The sequence below is a fragment of the Pseudomonas sp. GL-RE-29 genome, assembly GCF_019947275.1.
Classification (GTDB): domain Bacteria; phylum Pseudomonadota; class Gammaproteobacteria; order Pseudomonadales; family Pseudomonadaceae; genus Aquipseudomonas; species Aquipseudomonas fluorescens_A.
This window is the reverse complement of sequence record NZ_JAGYGD010000009.1, coordinates 128477-141830: the sequence shown is the minus strand read 5'-3', so window position 1 is coordinate 141830 and position 13354 is coordinate 128477. Positions and strand designations below refer to the sequence as shown.

15 protein-coding genes are annotated in these 13354 nt (G+C 59.8%); 5 read left to right on the top strand and 10 right to left on the bottom strand.

Annotated elements, in window-relative coordinates:
* Nucleotides 1–38 precede the first annotated feature (38 nt).
* Nucleotides 39–902 (bottom strand): universal stress protein, encoded by an 864-nt coding sequence (locus KGB21_RS10380; RefSeq protein WP_223505060.1) that lies wholly within the window; start codon nucleotides 900–902, stop codon nucleotides 39–41.
* A gap of 160 nt (nucleotides 903–1062) precedes the next feature.
* Between KGB21_RS10380 and KGB21_RS10375 the strand changes: the two genes are divergently transcribed.
* The gene (locus tag KGB21_RS10375) at nucleotides 1063–1671 is read left to right on the top strand and encodes a tRNA-(ms[2]io[6]A)-hydroxylase (RefSeq protein WP_034148839.1); all 609 of its coding nucleotides are present in this window, start codon (nucleotides 1063–1065) and stop codon (nucleotides 1669–1671) included.
* Nucleotides 1672–1725: 54 nt separating this feature from the next.
* Here KGB21_RS10375 and KGB21_RS10370 read toward each other — a convergent pair whose 3' ends face one another.
* The 7 genes from KGB21_RS10370 to KGB21_RS10340 all read right to left on the bottom strand — a co-directional run bounded on the left by KGB21_RS10370 (nucleotide 1726) and on the right by KGB21_RS10340 (nucleotide 7187).
* Complete coding sequence (locus KGB21_RS10370; protein ID WP_223505059.1) at nucleotides 1726–2214, bottom strand: GFA family protein; 489 nt, start codon at nucleotides 2212–2214, stop codon at nucleotides 1726–1728.
* 45 nt (nucleotides 2215–2259) lie between these two features.
* The gene (locus KGB21_RS10365) at nucleotides 2260–2718 is read right to left on the bottom strand and encodes a PaaI family thioesterase (RefSeq protein ID WP_223505058.1); all 459 of its coding nucleotides are present in this window, start codon (nucleotides 2716–2718) and stop codon (nucleotides 2260–2262) included.
* Nucleotides 2719–2862: 144 nt separating this feature from the next.
* Nucleotides 2863–3480: a DNA-3-methyladenine glycosylase family protein gene (locus KGB21_RS10360; RefSeq protein WP_223505057.1), complete on the bottom strand. Its 618-nt coding sequence runs from the start codon at nucleotides 3478–3480 to the stop codon at nucleotides 2863–2865.
* A 4-nt stretch (nucleotides 3481–3484) separates the two neighbouring features.
* Nucleotides 3485–4297: an isocitrate lyase/phosphoenolpyruvate mutase family protein gene (locus KGB21_RS10355; RefSeq protein ID WP_223505056.1), complete on the bottom strand. Its 813-nt coding sequence runs from the start codon at nucleotides 4295–4297 to the stop codon at nucleotides 3485–3487.
* 28 nt (nucleotides 4298–4325) lie between these two features.
* Nucleotides 4326–5408: a bifunctional transcriptional activator/DNA repair enzyme AdaA gene (locus KGB21_RS10350; protein WP_223505055.1), complete on the bottom strand. Its 1083-nt coding sequence runs from the start codon at nucleotides 5406–5408 to the stop codon at nucleotides 4326–4328.
* A gap of 170 nt (nucleotides 5409–5578) precedes the next feature.
* Nucleotides 5579–6199 carry a LysE family translocator gene (locus KGB21_RS10345; RefSeq protein ID WP_223505054.1) on the bottom strand — a complete coding sequence of 207 codons (621 nt, stop codon included), beginning with the start codon at nucleotides 6197–6199 and terminating at the stop codon, nucleotides 5579–5581.
* A gap of 91 nt (nucleotides 6200–6290) precedes the next feature.
* Complete coding sequence (locus KGB21_RS10340; RefSeq protein ID WP_223505053.1) at nucleotides 6291–7187, bottom strand: DMT family transporter; 897 nt, start codon at nucleotides 7185–7187, stop codon at nucleotides 6291–6293.
* 89 nt (nucleotides 7188–7276) lie between these two features.
* On the opposite strand from KGB21_RS10340, the gene KGB21_RS10335 reads away from it, so the two are divergent.
* Together KGB21_RS10335 and KGB21_RS10330 are read left to right on the top strand one after the other, a co-directional pair.
* Entirely contained in the window at nucleotides 7277–8608 is a 1332-nt protein-coding gene (locus tag KGB21_RS10335; protein ID WP_223505052.1) for a PLP-dependent aminotransferase family protein, read from the top strand.
* Nucleotides 8609–8706: 98 nt separating this feature from the next.
* Nucleotides 8707–9300: a LysE family translocator gene (locus KGB21_RS10330; RefSeq protein ID WP_223505051.1), complete on the top strand. Its 594-nt coding sequence runs from the start codon at nucleotides 8707–8709 to the stop codon at nucleotides 9298–9300.
* Nucleotides 9301–10093: 793 nt separating this feature from the next.
* Here the strand turns inward: KGB21_RS10330 and KGB21_RS10325 are convergent.
* Complete coding sequence (locus tag KGB21_RS10325) at nucleotides 10094–10927, bottom strand: AraC family transcriptional regulator (RefSeq protein ID WP_223505050.1); 834 nt, start codon at nucleotides 10925–10927, stop codon at nucleotides 10094–10096.
* A 32-nt stretch (nucleotides 10928–10959) separates the two neighbouring features.
* Nucleotides 10960–11463 carry a VOC family protein gene (locus KGB21_RS10320; protein WP_223505049.1) on the bottom strand — a complete coding sequence of 168 codons (504 nt, stop codon included), beginning with the start codon at nucleotides 11461–11463 and terminating at the stop codon, nucleotides 10960–10962.
* A 265-nt stretch (nucleotides 11464–11728) separates the two neighbouring features.
* Here KGB21_RS10320 and KGB21_RS10315 point away from each other — a divergent pair, with 265 nt between their 5' ends.
* Nucleotides 11729–11977 carry a transmembrane sensor/regulator PpyR gene (locus KGB21_RS10315; protein ID WP_223505048.1) on the top strand — a complete coding sequence of 83 codons (249 nt, stop codon included), beginning with the start codon at nucleotides 11729–11731 and terminating at the stop codon, nucleotides 11975–11977.
* Nucleotides 11977–13131, top strand: coding sequence for an NnrS family protein (locus tag KGB21_RS10310; RefSeq protein WP_223505047.1), 1155 nt, complete (start codon nucleotides 11977–11979; stop codon nucleotides 13129–13131). The genes KGB21_RS10315 and KGB21_RS10310 overlap by 1 nt, the downstream gene beginning before the upstream one ends.
* Nucleotides 13132–13354: the final 223 nt, after the last annotated feature.

Genomic DNA, 13354 nt, shown 5'->3' with positions numbered 1-13354 from the left:
GTAGGAGTTGCCGCAGGCTGCGATCCTTTGATCTTCGATCAATGCTTGACCGCCAACTCCTCCAGATGATCCTCAATCTCCTGCGGCTTGAGCACCAGCACATCGCTCTCCACCGTATCGAGCAGCACTTCCGCGGTATTGCCAATCAACGTCCCTGACAACCCGCTGCGCGCCACAGTGCCAATCACCGTCACCGCCGCCTGCAGTTTGTGCACCATAAACGGAATCAACACATCCGCTGGGCCTTCTGCGATGTGCAGATGCTCGTCGTCAATGTCGAATTCCGCCTGGAACGCCTTGCACTGCCCGCGATAGCGCGCCTCGATGGTTTCGCTGAGCTGCAACGTGGGGTCGGACGCCGACAGCATGGGCGATGGATGCGCACTGATCACATGCAAATGCGCCTTGGCCAGCCTGGCGATGTCATAGCCGTAATCGATGATGGTGTTGTGCAAGTGGCGGTGTTCGCTTTCCATATTGCCGACGTCGATGGCCGCCAGAATCACTTTGTCCTTCCACGAACCGGCGGTTTTCACCAGCAGCACCGGGGTAGGGCAGTGGCGCAGCAGTTTCCAGTCCGCCGGGGTCAGCAAGGCTTTTTTCAACGCGCTGTCGGGGAAATGCTGTTTGACCACCAGTCCGCAGCCTTCCGCCTGCTGCACGTCGACGATGGTTTCGTGCAGGCTTTCGTTCCACGCCTGCTCGGTGGTAACGCTATAACCGTCTTCCAGCAATGCAGCCTTGAGCACGGTAAGCATGGCGCTGTGATCATGCTTGCGATCGCATACCAGCAGGTGCAAATGCGCCTGGGTGACACCGGCAATCAATTTCGCGCGTTTGAGCGCCAGGCTTTCCGAGTGTTCGGGGTCGATGACCACCAGAATGCTGCGTATGGCTTGCATGATCGGGATCTCCTGAAATTTAAAAGCATGGCGTTGCACAACTATAGTTGCTGCCGGGCGTTCGGTAACTTGATGCATATCAACGGTCGTGACTGGTGGTCTTTGGGCAGGCCGGTATAATCGGCGCCCTTCGTTTTATACCCATTTATCCGTGAGCCCCATGATCCTTCCCGAAATTCACGAGTTCCTCGGCTGCCGCACCCCCGATGGCTGGGTTCAAGCCGCTCTGGCCGATCAGGACACCTTGCTGATCGACCACAAGAATTGCGAGTTCAAGGCGGCCAGCACGGCGCTTAGCCTGATTGCCAAATATCACTCCCACGTTGATCTGATCAACATGATGTCGCGCCTGGCCCGGGAAGAGTTGGTGCACCACGAACAAGTCATGCGCCTGATGAAAAGACGCAAGATTGAGTTGCGTCAGCTGTCCGCCGGGCGCTACGCCTCGGGGCTGCGCAAAGTGGTCCGCAGCCACGAGCCGGTCAAACTGGTGGATACGCTGGTGGTTGGCGCGTTCATCGAGGCCCGCAGTTGCGAGCGATTCGAAGCGTTGGTGCCGCATTTGGACGAAGAACTGGGCAAGTTCTACTTCGGCTTGCTGAAGAGCGAAGCACGGCATTTCCAGGGTTACCTGAAATTGGCCTACCAATATGGTGACGCCAAGGACATTGCTCAGGTAATCGACAAGGTTCGTGCCGCCGAGCAAGAGTTGATCGAGTCGCCGGATGTGGAGTTTCGATTCCACAGCGGTGTGCCCGTAGCGGCGTAAAGATCAAAAGATCGCAGCTTGCGGCAGCTCCTACATTGAAATGCGATCTTTGCTTTAACGGCTCAATCCCAGACGTTCATGCCATTCGGCAATGGACTCTTCGGGATAAGCGTCGAACTGTTTATCGCCAGGCCTCACTTCGGCTTCCACCCAGGGGGCCTTGGAATCCAGCAGCAAATGCGTATGTTCCGGTGGCACCGGCAGCGGGGTGTCGATGGCGGAAGCAAACGGGTGGATCAGCTCCGGCCATTCGGGGCTGAACAACCACAAACCAGAACCGCAAACCGAACAGAAATGTCGCTCGGCACTGCTGCGGTGCGCGCGTTTCTCGCCTTCGCCTTTGAGCAGCGCATGGTAAATCGCAATATTCTTGCGCCCGCGTACTTTCAGGCTGTTGGCATCACCGGCAATGTTGATCGCATAACCGCCACCACCCTGGGTCTTGCGGCAAATCGAGCAATAACAGCGTTGATAAGGGTAAGGATGGGCGCTGGTCAGGCTGAACGACACCGCGCCGCAATGGCAGGAACCTTCGAGGTGCATGGGGATCTCCGGCTAACTTGAACGAGCCCAGGATAGACTAGACCGTCAGCGCTCCTCGACAGGCACCAAAATCGCTTCGCCGGTCGCCACCAGTTTCAGTTGATCTCCGGTTTGCGCGAACAACTCGGCATGGGCAAATACCTGCTTTTTGCCTGCCTTCACCACGCGCCCCCGAGCAATGAAAACTTCACCGACCGCCGGCGCCAGGCAGTTGACTGAAAAGTGCGATGCCAACACGTTACCGGCCACCGTTCCCGCAGCAAAGCCACAGGCCGTATCGAGCAATGCACCAATAAGCCCGGCATGCAGGAAACCCGCATACTGCGCCATGTCGGTTTCGCGAAAAGCCATGATGAGTTCCGCTTCACCCCTTTCGGCGCGGGTGACGTCGAAGCCGGCCCAACGGTTGAATGCTGAAGTTGAGTTGATGTGTTTGAGTGTGTTGAGCATCGCGAGTCCCTCCGATTGAGGATTTACCATGCGCCTCAAACCAGGTGGCGTCATTGACCATTAGCGAGGGTGATGAACAGTTGGGTGAGCGGTGAATGGACTGAAGGCTTCGCGAGCAGGCTCGTTCCCACATTGGGTCTTTGGTGTTCAGAGAGCCCCTGTGGGAGCGAGCCTGCTCGCGATGAACGATAACGCGGTCTATCGGCTGGGCACTCGCCACAAATACCAGGAAGCCACCGTCCGAAACGGACTCCACGCCAAGCCAATTTCAATCATCTGCTTGCGCGTTGGTTGCACCTCCAGCCCCTTAAGCCGGCGATAGCCTTCACGCACCCCAAAGTCATCGGCCGGCAAAATGTCCGGTCGCTCCAGGCTGTAGATCAATAGCATCTCCACAGTCCAGCGGCCTACACCGCGCAAGGTGATCAGGCGTTCGATCAGCGCCTCATCGTCCATGGCCAGCGCCGTGGCGTAATCCGGAACCACGCCATCCAATGCTGCCTGGGCGATGCCCTGAATGGTTGCGATCTTGCTGGCGGAAAAGCCGCAACTGCGCAATCGATCAAAGTCGGTGACCACAATCTGCTCAGGCCGTGGAAACGACACCGACGGGTACAACGCCAGCAACCGGCCGACAATCGCATCCCCGGCCTTGGCGTGCAGTTGCTGGTAGGCAATCGCCCGCACCAGTGACTCATAGGGATCACGGGCGGCGTGGGGTTGATGCAGGCAGGGGCCGATGGCAGCGATGTGTCGGCGCCAGTCCTCATCAAGGGACGCTAAAAACTCAGTGGCGTGCAGGTAATCGTCCGGCATGGGTTCAGGCTTTTCCGGGCGGCTTCAGCAGCGCGTTGACTTCGCCATAAGTGAAAGCCTTGAGATCCTGGCTGTCGAGCTTGCCGGTCTGCAAAAAGTTTTTCGCCAAAGTGGCCATGGCGCCATACATGAACTCGGCGAGGCCCGAACCGGCACTCAAACGGCGCACACCAAGTGGTTTCAGCTCTTCTGGCGACGGCAGGCCGGGAAAACCGAGGACATTGACTGGCAGCGTGGTGCCCCGGCACAGTGCTGCGATTTCGTATTCCGATGTCACGCCCGCCGCAAACAAGCCGTTGGCGCCCGCCGCCTGATACAGCGCAGCACGCCTGAGGGTTTCGGCCACGCGATCTTCGGCGGGGACCAGGTTTCTGAGGTAGACATCGGTGCGTGCGTTGATAAACAAATTCACGTTGCGGCGAGCGGCAACCTTGCGCGCGGTTTCAATTTTGCACACCAGCAATTCAGGCGACGCGGCGCCGTCCTCGATATTGATCCCGACCGCACCGGCGACAATGACCGCGTCCACCACTTCGGCAACCCGTGCCAGGTCATCGGAATAGCCAGCCTCGATGTCCACGGTCAACGGCACCGAGATAACCCGTGCAATGGATTCGACCGTCGACACCAGACGCTCAAGGGGCAGGGTGTTGCCGTCCGGATAACCATGGACCCAGGCCACCGCTGCGCTGCTGGTAGCCACAGCCTTGTTGCCCAGTTGTTCCACCAGTCGCGCCCCGGCGGCGTCAGCGACATTGGTGAGGATCAGCAGACCGTCCTGGTGCAGTGTGTGCAGTTGATCGTCGAGCCTGGCCATCAAGCGTTCTTCCTTTTGAAATGGGGGATCAGAATGCGAGTTGTTGAGTGATCTGCACCGCCGCGTTCTCCAGCCTGAGCAGAAACGCCTTGCGCGGTTGGCCTCCAGCGTAGCCGGTCAGCGAGCCGTCAGCGCCAATCACGCGATGGCAGGGCAGCACAATCGAGAGGCGGTTGTGACCGTTGGCCAACCCCACTGCGCGACTGGCGCCGGGTTTGCCCAGAAGGGCGGCAATCGCGCCGTAAGTGGTGGTCTGCCCATAGGGGATTTTTGCCAGTTCGGCCCACACCTGGCGGGAGAACTCGCTACCCGGCATATGCAGGGCAACGCTGAATTCGGTTCGTTCGCCTGCGAAGTACTCGCTCAGTTGTACTTCGATTTGCTGCAAATGCCCGTTGTGCCCCGGCGCCACCGCGTAACCGAAACGGTTCTGCAGTGCTTCCACTTCACGGGTCAGGCTGGGTTGGTCGAGAAACTCCAGCAACACCAGCCCACGACGCTCGGCCATGGCGATCATCGGTCCCAGCGGTGTGGTCAGGCGCGTAAACAGCAACGGCTCACTGTTGGCGGCGCGGCCGGGTGTGATGTGGAAAGATTTCTGAAAGGCATCGCGAAAACCGCTCAGGGATTCATAGCCGGAGTCGAAAGCCACGTGGTCGATGGAATTGCCCTGTTTGATCCCGCCCAACGCCATGCCAAGGCGCCGAGTACGCAGCCAGGCGTGAAAGGTCATGCCGAAATGCTGCTTGAACCAGCGCCGCAGTTTCAGCGGTTCGATGCCTTCGGCCAGTAACTGGGCGTCGGTCCAGCGTTGCTCGGGATCCGCATCTACCGACTTCAGCAGCTTCTGTACCCAGCCCGGCGCAATGGCGGCGGCGTCCATGGGTTTGCAACGCAGGCAAGCGCGGTAACCCGCCGCCAGGCATTCATCGGCATGGGCGAAGAACTCGACATTTTCCGGTTTCGGGCTGCGTGCGGTGCAACCGGGGCGGCAGAAAATACCGGTGGTCTTGACCGCGGTAAAAAACACCCCCTCGTAGGCGGTGTCTCGTTCGAGCATGGCGCGGACCATCTCGGCGCGGGTGGGCAGGAGCGTGCTGAATAAATTCATGGGCCCAGCATAGAACGCGACATCGGCCGCCTCCACCGAAAAATCGACAGCGAATTCCAGTTCTCCGCGATCCCCTGTAGGAGCTGCCGAAGGCTGCGATCTTTTGACCTTGATCTTACAAAAAGCAAAATCAAAAGATCGCAGCCTTCGGCAGCTCCTACATTGTTTTCTCAGGTTCGACGTGCCATCAGCAACACCGAAGCCGCCGCCGACAGCAATCCTGCGCAGCAACGATTGAATATCCGTTTGCCTGATGGCTTGGCGAACCAGCGACGCATGTGCAAACCCATGTAGGCGTAAGCCGCGATGGCGATCCATTCGAGCATCAGGAACAACGCGCCCAACACCGCAAATTGTGGCGTGATCGCGCGGGTCGGATCGACGAACTGCGGCAGGAACGCGGTGAAGATCAAAATGGCTTTGGGGTTGCCGGCCGCTACCAGAAATTCTTGCCGAGCCAGCGCCAGCATGCCCACGGACGCACTGTTCACCACGCTCTCTGCGCCGGGGTCCGCGCGCCACAATTGCCAGGCGAGGTAAAACAGATACGCCGCACCGAGGATCTTGATCCCGTAGAACAACAACTCCGAGGTCTGCAACACCACCGCCAGGCCTGCCGAAGCGAGGGCAATCATTCCGGCGAAGGCGAGCAAACGGCCAGCCCCGGCCAGGCACGCGGTGCGATAGCCATAGCGGGTCGAATTGCTCACCGACAGCAAGTTATTCGGGCCGGGCGCCATGTTCAGGGCGAAGCAGGCCGGGAGAAAAAGGGAGAGGGTGGCGAGGTCCATGATCGGCTCCAGTAGCAAGTACCGTATTTTTATCACGGCTGGCGGGTGGTTTGCCCCGTACAGTCATGGACCTAAAGCTGCGTATCAGTGGCTAGCGGGAGAACTTCTTCGCTCCGGCCACACAGAGAATCACCGCGACGGTCACCCCGAGCATGCCAAGGCTGACGTGCTCGTGGAGCAAGGTTGCCGCCAGCGCCAGTCCAAAAAACGGCTGCAGCAATTGCAATTGTCCGACCGCAGCAATCCCGCCCTGGGCCAGGCCGCGATACCAGAACACAAACCCGATCAACATGCTGAACAGCGACACGTAAGCCAGACTGAACCAGGCCGGCGTGCTGATGTTGGCGAAGCTCGCAGGCATGCGCCAAAGCGTCAGCGCAGCCATGACCGGCAATGCCAGCACCAGCGCCCAGGAAATCACTTGCCAGCCGCCGAGCGTGCGGGACAACTTCGCGCCTTCGGCATAACCGAGGCCGCAGGCCAGGATCGCCAGCAGCATCAGGATATCGCCCTGCGGTGAAGCGGTAAGACCCTGGGCAACGGCAAATCCGACCACCAGCAAACTGCCCAGCACCGAGAAGATCCAGAACACCGGCCGTGGGCGCTCACCACCGCGCAACACGCCGAACACCGCGGTGGCGAGGGGCAGCAGGCCGACAAACACGATTGAATGCGCAGACGTTACGTATTGCAGCGCCAACGCGGTCAGCAGCGGAAAACCGACTACCACGCCCAGTGCGACGATGGTTAAAGGCACGAGCTGATGGCGCGCAGGGCGTTTTTCCTTGAACAGCCACAGCAGGCACAGGGCCAGAATCGCCGCGATGGTAGCGCGGGCGACCGTCAGGAATACCGGGTCAAATTCCAGCACCGCCACTCGTGTCGCAGGCAGCGAACCGCTGAAGATCACCACACCGATCAGTCCGTTGATCCAGCCGCTGGCGCTGCTTTCCAGCGTCGTGTTTTGTACGTTCGAAGTCCGTTCCATTTGGCTCACGCTCATTGTTTGATTGCACTAAAGCCATCGTATGGCTGACTATCGGTACAATCAAAAAATTGTCATGGATACATCTCGACATGCCCCGTTCCCGCTACAAATCGCTGGTTGATGCGTTTGCCGCTGATATTCGCTCCGGGGATTTGCCGCCCGGTACGCGTCTGCCGACTCATCGGCAACTCGCCGCTGAACATGGATTGGCGCTGGTCACGGCCAGCCGGGTTTACGCCGAGCTTGAAAGCATGGGGCTGGTCAGCGGCGAAACCGGGCGCGGGACGTTCGTCAGGGAAACCTCTCTGCCGCCCGGGCAAGGCATCGCGCAGTCCGTGGTGGCGGCGGGGATGATTGACCTCAATTTCAACTATCCGTCGTTGCCAGGGCAGGCTGATCTGTTGCGCAATGCCCTGCGCCAGCTCGCGTTGTCTGGAGACCTGGAGTCGCACCTGCGTTATCAGCCACACGCGGGACGCCTGCATGAGCGGGCTGCGGTCGCGCGTCACCTGAGTGAGCGCGGGTTGAGCGTGCCGGCCGAGCAGGTGTTGATCGTCAGCGGCGCCCAGCATGGGCTGGCGGTGACCTTGATGACGCTGCTCAAACCTGGGGATGTGATCGCCGCCGATGCGTTGACGTACCCCGGTTTCAAGACCCTGGCCGAAACGCTGCACCTTGAGGTCCTGCCCATTCCGCTCACCGACAAGGGACCTGATTTGCCGGCCCTGGAAAAACTCTGCCGGAGTCGTTCGGTGCGCGCAGTGTATTCGATGCCGACTCTGCATAACCCGCTGGGCTGGGTGATGGCGGCCGATCAACGCGAACAATTGGTGGCAATAGCGCGCCAGCATGACCTGACGATCATTGAGGACGGCGCCTACGCCTTTCTCGCTGAAGATGCACCGTCGCCCTTGGCTGAGATGGCCCCTGAAAGAACAGTGTACGTTTCAGGTCTGTCCAAGAGCGTCGCCACCGGGTTACGCGTGGGATTTGTTGCGGCGCCGGCAAAATGGGTGGCGGCATTCGAGCGCACGATCATGGCGACCACCTGGAACACCCCCGGCGTGATGACGGCCCTGGCGGTTGCCTGGCTCGAGGACGGCACAGTGATCAAACTCGAGGCGCAGAAGCGTGCGGACGCACAGGCGCGGCAAGCCTTGGCGCGTGAGGTGTTGGCCGGGCTCAAGTACGTCAGCCATCCAAATTCATATTTCATCTGGCTGCCATTGGGCGAAGAGGCGCGGGCCGACCAGATCGCCATGGCGTTGATGCGCGAGCAGGTGTCAGTTTCGCCCGCCGAACCTTTCGCGATCTCGACCCATGTGCCGCACGCGATTCGCTTGGCGCTGGGGTCGGTGGACATGGACTCACTGCGCGAAGCCCTGGTGAAAGTGAAGAGGGTGGTGGGCTATTACTCTTAGCACCGGGGTATCAGAGAGAAGGGCAGTTTTCTTCAATACGCGTTCCTGCGGGCCATTTACCTTGGGGCCTGGTTCAACTGACAGGAAGTAGGTGTGCGATGAGTCTGATGATGTCCATGGCGGCGTTTGCGTTGGCCGCTTCGATAACGCCGGGGCCGGTGAACATTGTGGCGTTGAGTTCCGGGGCGCGTTTCGGTTTTCGCGCCAGCCAACGGCACGTGGCCGGTGCGACCCTGGGGTTTGTGTTGTTACTGGTGTTGATGGGGCTGGGACTGCACGAACTGTTGCAGCTTTGGCCGGCCATGACCCAAGTGGTGCAGTGGGCGGGCGTGGCGTTTTTGCTGTACATGGCCTTCAAATTGGCGGCGGATAACGGGCAGCTTGAGTCGAAGGAGTCAGGCCGGGCCCCTTCGATGCTGTATGGCGCGGTGATGCAGTGGCTCAACCCGAAAGCCTGGCTGGCTTGCGTGGCCGGGATGGGCGCGTTTGTCGCCGATGGCGAAGCGCGGCTGGTCTGGCAATTTGCGGCGGTGTACCTGGTGATCTGTTATTTGTCGGTGGGCTGCTGGGCCTATGCCGGGACATTCTTGCGCGGCTACCTGAACAACCCGGCAGGCATGCGCTGGTTCAACCGGGTCATGGCGTTGTTGCTGGCGGTGAGTGCGGTGTATCTGGTGTTGCCGAGCCACTGACACCCAACGGTTCTTTATATCGTGGAAAACCTGTGGCGAGGGAGCTTGCTCCCGCTGGGCTGCGAAGCGGCCCTTGGCATTCTTTCAGGCAACCTTGCAGGCAGGTTTTGCGACGGCTGCGCCGCCGAGCGGGAGCAAGCTCCCTCGCCACTGGGTGCGGTATCTGACTTAGCGTTGTGGCGGGTAGTGGGTGTGCCGAGTCACGGGCACTCAGCGGCTCTTGATGTCGTGGAAAACCTGTGGCGAGGGAGCTTGCTCCCGCTGGGCTGCGAAGCAGCCCTTGGCATTCTTTCAGGCAACCTTGCATGCAGGTTTTGCGACGGCTGCGCGGCCGAGCGGGAGCAAGCTCCCTCGCCACTGGGTGCGGTGTCTGACTTAGCGTTGTGGCGGGTAGTGGGTCTGCCGAGTCACGGGCACTTTGCGGCTCTTGATATCGTGGAAAACCTGTGGCGAGGGAGCTTGCTCCCGCTGTGCTGCGAAGCAGCCCTTGGCATTCTTTCAGGCAACCTTGCAGGCAGGTTTTGCGACGGCTGCGCCGCCGAGCGGGAGCAAGCTCCCTCGCCACAGGGGGGGCCGGTGCCTGACTTAGTATTGTGGCGGGTAGTGGGTGTGCCGAGTCACGGGCACTCAGCGGCTCTTGATATCGTGGAAAACCTGTGGCGAGGGAGCTTGCTCCCGCTGGGTTGCGAAGCAGCCCTTGGCATTCTTTCAGGCAACCTTGCAGGCAAGTTTGCGACGGCTGCGCCGCCGAGCGGTAGCAAGCTCCCTCGCCACAGGGGGGACCGTTCCGGAGTCAGCCGCGATATTGTCCTGGTGTCGCCGCCAGGTGCTGTTTGAAGGCGCGTTGAAAATGCGCCTGATCGGCAAATCCCGCTTCCAGCGCCACGTCGGCGATCAGCTTGCCGTTGCGCAGTTGATCCTGGGCGAACTGGATGCGCCGGTTAACCAAAAAGGCGTGAGGCGTCATGCCGTAATGCTGTTTGAACGCGCGGATCAGGTAGGACGGCGACAGTTGCGCCGCCTCGCAGATGTCTTCGAGCTTGAGCATTTGCGTGCAGTGATCGCGGATGAAATCGGCCGCACGTTCCAGTTTGAAGTTCGGCTCGCGCAGGGGTTGATCGATCGGATTCAACCGTAGCTGCACCTCGGTAAAAAACTCCACCGCTGCGCTGTGCTTGCGCAACACGTCCTGCTGCTGATCGACCAGCACCTCATACAAATCCTTCAAACCGTCGAACAGTTCGCGATCCGCGACATGGGTGACCGCGAACCGGCGAAACGCCAGGTCATTGCTGAACCCGAGTTGATGCTGCAAATCGGTGAGCCACGCGGTGTCGACATACAGCATCAGGTACGACCAGGGCTGATCGTCGATCGGATTGCAGGCGTGGACATCACTGGGGTTCATCAGCACGACGGTGCCGGTACTGACCTCGAAGTGCGATTGCTCATGCACATAAGTACTGCGCCCGGCGGTAATCGCCCCAATGGAAAAGTGCTCGTGGGAATGCCGGGTGTAACAGACCTCGCGCCCGTCGGCGATGGAGCGGGCTTCAATGAAGGGCAGGGCGTCATCACGCCAGAAGCGCGGAGCCTTGTCGGTGTCCTTGGGCTTGGAGAGCTTCATGGTCAGTCCTTGGCAGATCAGCGTCGAGTGTATTAGCTCTCGCCGTTAAAGGCTCGTTGCAACTCAGCGATATCGAGTTTTTTCATGTGCATCATCGCCAGCATGGCGCGCTGGGACTTTACCGTGTCCGGGTCCTTGATCATCTCCATCATGGCGATCGGCACGATCTGCCAGGACACGCCAAATTTGTCCTTGAGCCAGCCGCACTGTTGAGCTTCGACCGGTCCGCCTGCGGACAGGCGTCCCCAGAAGTGGTCGACTTCTTCCTGGGTGTGACAGTTGACCTGGAACGAGATCGCTTCGTTGAAAATGAAGTTCGGACCACCGTTAAGGCCGGTAAACGTCTGCCCGTCGAGTTCGAAACTGACCGTCATGACCGAACCGACTTCGCGACCATGGAATTCTTTACCAGCCTCGCCATAGTGCGTGATGGCGGTGATTTTTGAATGGTCGAAGATCGCGCAATAAAACTTGGCAGCCTCTTCGGCCTGCCCGTCGAACCACAGGCAGGGCGTGAGTTTTTGTACGTGGAGCATGGCGGGTCTCCTTGGCAGGTTTTTGCATGCTGGACTATCAGCGTAGCTAGCCTGCGGACGGCTGGCCGCGCCGTAGATCGCCAAGTGCGCAAGGAATTTGTAGTGAGTGCAGTCGATATGACTAGATTGCGAGTCAATACGACTCTTCTGTAAAAGAGTCGTATTGACGCGTATGGCACTAAACGGCTGATTCAATGGGCTTAAATAATTGGCACGACACTTGATACATCCAACGTACAACTGAACTGCTACAGGAGTACGGAAAATGTTCCATTTCTTCAGCAATCCTCAGAATGTTCTGCACTTGTCTAGCCGCGTGCTCGGCGTTGGCCTGGCGATGCTGCTGGCCGGGATCTACGGCGCCTACCTCTACGCCGGCCATCTGTCGATCCTGGCACAGGTGGCGCTGCATGCCATGACCATCGCCGGGCCAACCCTGCTGAAAATCGGCTATGTCATGCGTTTGCTGGCCCAGCATCGGTTGAGCAAACCTCAACGCGTGGCGTTGGCCTGATGCGTAAACTGGCCGCCGTTCCCGTCTTCAGTCTCGGCTTTCGTCCCTTCTTTCTGGCGGGTGCTGCGTTCGCCGCACTGGCGGTGGCGATCTGGGCCCTTTGGTTGTACGGCCGGTTGCCCGATGCGCAACCGGTGGGCGGTATGCTCGCCTGGCACCGGCACGAGATGCCGTTCGGATTTGCCACGGCGATCATCGGCGGGTTTCTGCTGACCGCAGTGCCGAACTGGACTGGCAGGGCCGGGCTCAACGGTTGGCCGCTGATCGGGCTGGTGTTGGTCTGGCTGTTGGCGCGACTGGTCTGGCTACTGCCGATTCCTCCTGCCTGGTTACTACTGGTACAGCTACCGTTTTTGCCGTTACTGGCCTGGGTGCTGGGGCGCGATCTGGTGGCCGCTGGCAAGCGCGAAAACTATCCGATTCTGCTGATGGTCATGTTGCTGGCCGGCTGTCAGGCCATGACGGTGTGGGGGATCGCAACTGATGATGTCGGCCTGCAACGGCGCGGTGTATTGGCGGCCTTGTGGCTGGTCGGCGCGCTGGTGAGTGTGATTGGTGGGCGAGTGATTCCGTTCTTCATCCAGCGCGGCCTGAATCGTCCGGCACAGCCTGCGGCCAATCCGTTACCGACCAAAATCCTGCTGGTGAGCGGGTTGTTGACGGCGCTTACCTTTGCCCTGGGTTTGAATGACATTCCGAGGATTTGGCTGGCGGCATTGTTTTTACTGATGGGCACTTTGCATTTACTGCGCCTGTGGCGCTGGTATGACCGCGGTATCTGGGGCGCGCCGCTGCTGTGGTCGCTGTATCTGTCGTATGTGTGGCTGGTGGTGGCGGTATTTGCCATGGCGCTATGGCACGCCGGCCTGATGCCGCAACAAAGTCTGGCCACTCATGCGCTGGCGGTGGGCGGTATCGGCGGGCTGATTTTGGCGATGATTGCCCGGGTCAGCCTTGGGCATACCGGTCGGCCGTTGCTTCCTTCGAAAGCGATTGTCGTGGGGTTTGCCTTGGTGCTGCTGGCCGGTCTGTCGCGGGTGTTGCTGGTGCCGTTTTCCGGATGGGGGCTGGGACTGTCGGCGTTGCTTTGGTGTGCGGCGTTCGGGCTGTTCCTGTTGCGGTATACCGGGATATTGTTCAAACCGAGGGCCTAGATTTTGTAGGAGCCGGCTTGCTGGCGATAGCGATGGACCATCAGCATCGATGCCCTCTGATACAACGCTATCGCCAGCAAGCCGGCTCCTACAGGTCTTGATTCTGCATGACCGGTGGTCGATACGCCTCGGCCTGCCGGTCAAATTGCGCTTAGCTGTAGGGATAACCCGAGGCGCGCGTAGGCTCTTGATGGTCACAGCGACGCCCCCTTCAGAACACCGT

What these genes read in the sequence shown, in the direction of transcription:
- KGB21_RS10380 (WP_223505060.1), bottom strand. Translation starts at nt 902, where the DNA reads ATGCAAGCCATACGCAGCATTCTGGTGGTCATCGACCCCGAACACTCG.
- KGB21_RS10375 (WP_034148839.1), top strand. Translation starts at nt 1,063, where the DNA reads ATGATCCTTCCCGAAATTCACGAGTTCCTCGGCTGCCGCACCCCCGAT.
- KGB21_RS10370 (WP_223505059.1), bottom strand. Translation starts at nt 2,214, where the DNA reads ATGCACCTCGAAGGTTCCTGCCATTGCGGCGCGGTGTCGTTCAGCCTG.
- KGB21_RS10365 (WP_223505058.1), bottom strand. Translation starts at nt 2,718, where the DNA reads ATGACGCCACCTGGTTTGAGGCGCATGGTAAATCCTCAATCGGAGGGA.
- KGB21_RS10360 (WP_223505057.1), bottom strand. Translation starts at nt 3,480, where the DNA reads ATGCCGGACGATTACCTGCACGCCACTGAGTTTTTAGCGTCCCTTGAT.
- KGB21_RS10355 (WP_223505056.1), bottom strand. Translation starts at nt 4,297, where the DNA reads ATGGCCAGGCTCGACGATCAACTGCACACACTGCACCAGGACGGTCTG.
- KGB21_RS10350 (WP_223505055.1), bottom strand. Translation starts at nt 5,408, where the DNA reads ATGAATTTATTCAGCACGCTCCTGCCCACCCGCGCCGAGATGGTCCGC.
- KGB21_RS10345 (WP_223505054.1), bottom strand. Translation starts at nt 6,199, where the DNA reads ATGGACCTCGCCACCCTCTCCCTTTTTCTCCCGGCCTGCTTCGCCCTG.
- KGB21_RS10340 (WP_223505053.1), bottom strand. Translation starts at nt 7,187, where the DNA reads ATGGAACGGACTTCGAACGTACAAAACACGACGCTGGAAAGCAGCGCC.
- KGB21_RS10335 (WP_223505052.1), top strand. Translation starts at nt 7,277, where the DNA reads ATGCCCCGTTCCCGCTACAAATCGCTGGTTGATGCGTTTGCCGCTGAT.
- KGB21_RS10330 (WP_223505051.1), top strand. Translation starts at nt 8,707, where the DNA reads ATGAGTCTGATGATGTCCATGGCGGCGTTTGCGTTGGCCGCTTCGATA.
- KGB21_RS10325 (WP_223505050.1), bottom strand. Translation starts at nt 10,927, where the DNA reads ATGAAGCTCTCCAAGCCCAAGGACACCGACAAGGCTCCGCGCTTCTGG.
- KGB21_RS10320 (WP_223505049.1), bottom strand. Translation starts at nt 11,463, where the DNA reads ATGCTCCACGTACAAAAACTCACGCCCTGCCTGTGGTTCGACGGGCAG.
- KGB21_RS10315 (WP_223505048.1), top strand. Translation starts at nt 11,729, where the DNA reads ATGTTCCATTTCTTCAGCAATCCTCAGAATGTTCTGCACTTGTCTAGC.
- KGB21_RS10310 (WP_223505047.1), top strand. Translation starts at nt 11,977, where the DNA reads ATGCGTAAACTGGCCGCCGTTCCCGTCTTCAGTCTCGGCTTTCGTCCC.